This window comes from Deinococcus marmoris DSM 12784 (assembly GCF_000701405.1).
Lineage (GTDB): Bacteria > Deinococcota > Deinococci > Deinococcales > Deinococcaceae > Deinococcus > Deinococcus marmoris.
Map to the genome: position 1 here is coordinate 1 of NZ_JNIV01000196.1, position 2938 is coordinate 2938.

At 65.7% G+C, this 2938-nt stretch carries 2 protein-coding genes; one reads left to right on the plus strand and one right to left on the minus strand.

What is annotated here, in order from left to right; genetic code table 11:
• Positions 1–86: 86 nt before the first annotated feature.
• Complete coding sequence (locus Q319_RS0122970) at positions 87–527, plus strand: M24 family metallopeptidase (RefSeq protein ID WP_281173857.1); 441 nt, start codon at positions 87–89, stop codon at positions 525–527.
• A 33-nt stretch (positions 528–560) separates the two neighbouring features.
• Here Q319_RS0122970 and Q319_RS0122975 read toward each other — a convergent pair whose 3' ends face one another.
• Entirely contained in the window at positions 561–2774 is a 2214-nt protein-coding gene (locus Q319_RS0122975; RefSeq protein ID WP_029484716.1) for an MMPL family transporter, read from the minus strand.
• Positions 2775–2938: the final 164 nt, after the last annotated feature.

A 2938-nucleotide genomic window follows, 5' to 3' on the forward strand; every position in this document is an offset into this window, starting at 1 on the left:
ACTCTATCTGATTCCACTCCGCAAGTCCCCCTGCTGAGTAGTTACCGAGAATTTTCAAAACTCTGCCGCGTAAGGTCAGTGGGTATATCGCGGACGCTGCCGTCACTGTGGCGGTTCCCCCGGCTTCACCTGTTGCCATGCGATTGATTGAATGCACCGAGGCTGCGCTTGAAGCGGCCCTGGCCGCCGCGAAGGCGGGCCATCCGGTCAACGCCATCGGGCTGGCCGTGGAAACCGAGGTGAAACGCCGGGGCTTCACGGTGCTGCGGGAACTGTTCGGCCACGGCGTAGGCCGCGCCATCCACGAGGACCCCAACGTGCCCAACTACTACCGTCCGGCAGACCGGAAGAAGCTGCACGAGGGTCTGGTCATTGCCATTGAGCCGATGGTGTCCACGGGCCGCTCCCACCGGGTCAAAACTTTGCGTGACGGCTGGACCCTCAGCACCACCGATGGCGGGCTGGCCGCGCATTTTGAACATACGGTCATGATCACTGGGGGCAAGCCGCTGATTCTGACGGCCTGAGTTTCTTCAGCCCTGGAAAAAGAGTGCCCCCGCTCAATGCTCCAGCCGGATGCGCGGGAGCCGTTTGTCCAGCCACGCGGGCAGCCACCAGTTCCACTTTCCAGCCAGCTTGAGGAAGGCGGGGACGAGGATCAGGCGCACCAGTGTGGCGTCCAGGGCCACCGCCACCGCCAGGCCCAGGCCGATGCTCTTGGTGGCCACCACGCGCCCGAACATGAAGGCCACGAACACGATAAACATGATCACGGCGGCGCTGGTGATGATCCGCGCGGTGTGGCCCACCGCCAGCACCACGGCCTCGTCGTTGCTGGCCCCGTTCAGATATTCCTCCTGCACGCGCGAGAGCAAAAAGATCTCGTAATCCATGCTCAGGCCAAACATCACGGCGAACAGCAGCACAGGCAGCGAGGCGTCCAGCACCCCCACGTCGGCGGGGATGCCCAGCGGCGCGGCCAGAAAGCCGTCCTGCACGATCAGCGTGACCACCCCTACCGCCGCGCCCACGGTCAGGGCGTTCATCACGATGCTTTTCAGGGGAATCAGCAGGCTGCGGAAGGCCACCATCAGCAGCAGGAAAGTTCCGGTAAAGACCACGGCGATAATCCCCGGTAGCGTGCCGATAATCGCGCGGCTGAATTCCTCGCCGCCCACGGGTGCTCCGCCCAGCAGATAGGTGTAGCCGCTGGCGTCCAGCGTGTCGCGCACGCGGGTTTCAAAGGCGGCGATGTCCTGGGCACGCAGGGTGTCGCTGGGAATCACCGTCACGCGCAGCAATTCACGGTCTGCGCTGAAAGAGCGGCGGGTCAGCAGGCTCAGCGCCTCCAGCCCGCCCGTCCCTGCTCCGGCCAGATCGGCAGAGGTCAGGAAGGGGCTGATGATGGCCTTCACGTCTGGAAGGGTACGCAGATCATTCACCACTTTCTGGAATCTGTCCCGGTCTGCCGGGGTGTATTTCTGCCCCTTCAAGTCCAAAATCACTTCAAACTGGCTCAGGAGTCCGCCCGCACCCAGCTCACGCACGTCTGTCAGGGCGTCGCGGCTGGGAACGCCGGGGACCAGCCCCCATGCGCCCGCGTAACCCGTTTTTAAGCCCAGGGCCGGAATCGCCAGCGTTAGCAGGAAGACTGTGGACAGCACCACGCCCAGCACGGGGCGGGCAGTCACGCGGCGGGCAAAGGCGGTCCACGCCGCCGAAGCCGCGCCACTCTGCGCCCAGGTCACTTTCAGCAGGCGCGGGCTGTTGACCCGTTCGCCCAGCAGGGCCAGCAACGCGGGGAGCGCCGTCAGACTTGCCAGCACGGTCAGGATCACCGCCAGCACACCGCCGATGCCGATGCTGCGGACAAAGGCCACCGGGGGGAGGATCAGCCCCGCCATCGCGATGCCCACGGTCATGCCGCTGAAGGCCACGCTGCGGCCCGCCGTCATTACGGTGCGGGCGGCGGCGGCGCGGCTGTCTGGTTCGCGCTTCAATTCCTCGCGGAAGCGGTTGACCATCAGCAGGGCGTAATCGATGCCCGCGCCCAGGCCCAGCAGCGTCACCACGCTCTGCGCGAAGGTACTGACGGGCATCAGGAAGGTCAGGCCATACAGGGCCGCCATTGCGACGCTGATGCTCAGCATTCCCACCGCCAGCGGCAGCGCGGTGGCCACCAGTGCCCCGAAGATCAGCAGCAGCAGCGCGGCGATCAGCGGCAGCGCCGTGAACTCGCTGCGCTTGGTGTCGGATTCGGCAAACTCGGTGAAGTCGTCGGCAATCGCCTGTCCGCCGGTCACGCGGATGCTCAGCGCCCCACTCTGGACGCCGCTCACGTAGCGCCGCACCGCCGAGAGCGCCTCTGTCCCGCCTTCCTCCAGGGGAATCTGGGCCACCGTCAGGGCCAGTACACCGTCCGTCGCCTGCGTGGGGACCGGGCCGCCCGTGGTGGCAGGCACGACGCGCGAAACGCCCGCTACCTTTTCCAGACCATCCACGAACGTCCCGTAAATCTTCTGCCCTTCCGGGGTATTCAGCGGCGGGGTACTGCGCGTAACCAGAATGGCGGTGTTGGTGTCGCGTTCGCCAAAGCGTTCGCGCAGCAAGGTGCTGATCGTGTTGGCTTCCGAGCTGGTCAATCCCCCTGCCGGATCGGCGTTGAGCGCTGCCGGAGCGCGGGCGGCCAGCGGGAGGCTCAGCGCGGCGGCGATGATCCACACCGCCAGCACCGCCCAGGGGTGTCGGGACGCGAGACGGGCCAGGAATTGCACGGTTCCGACTGTAGCGGTTGCGGGCGGGGGCGTATGGGTGGAGACAGGCCGTTTGACCCCTGGATGGACCAGGGCTACCGCAAAGTCAGGACAGCCTCTAGAAATGGCAAATCCATCGTGGCGCGGAACTGTTTGGAGGCCAAGCTTCCCTTGCCCGTCCCTTC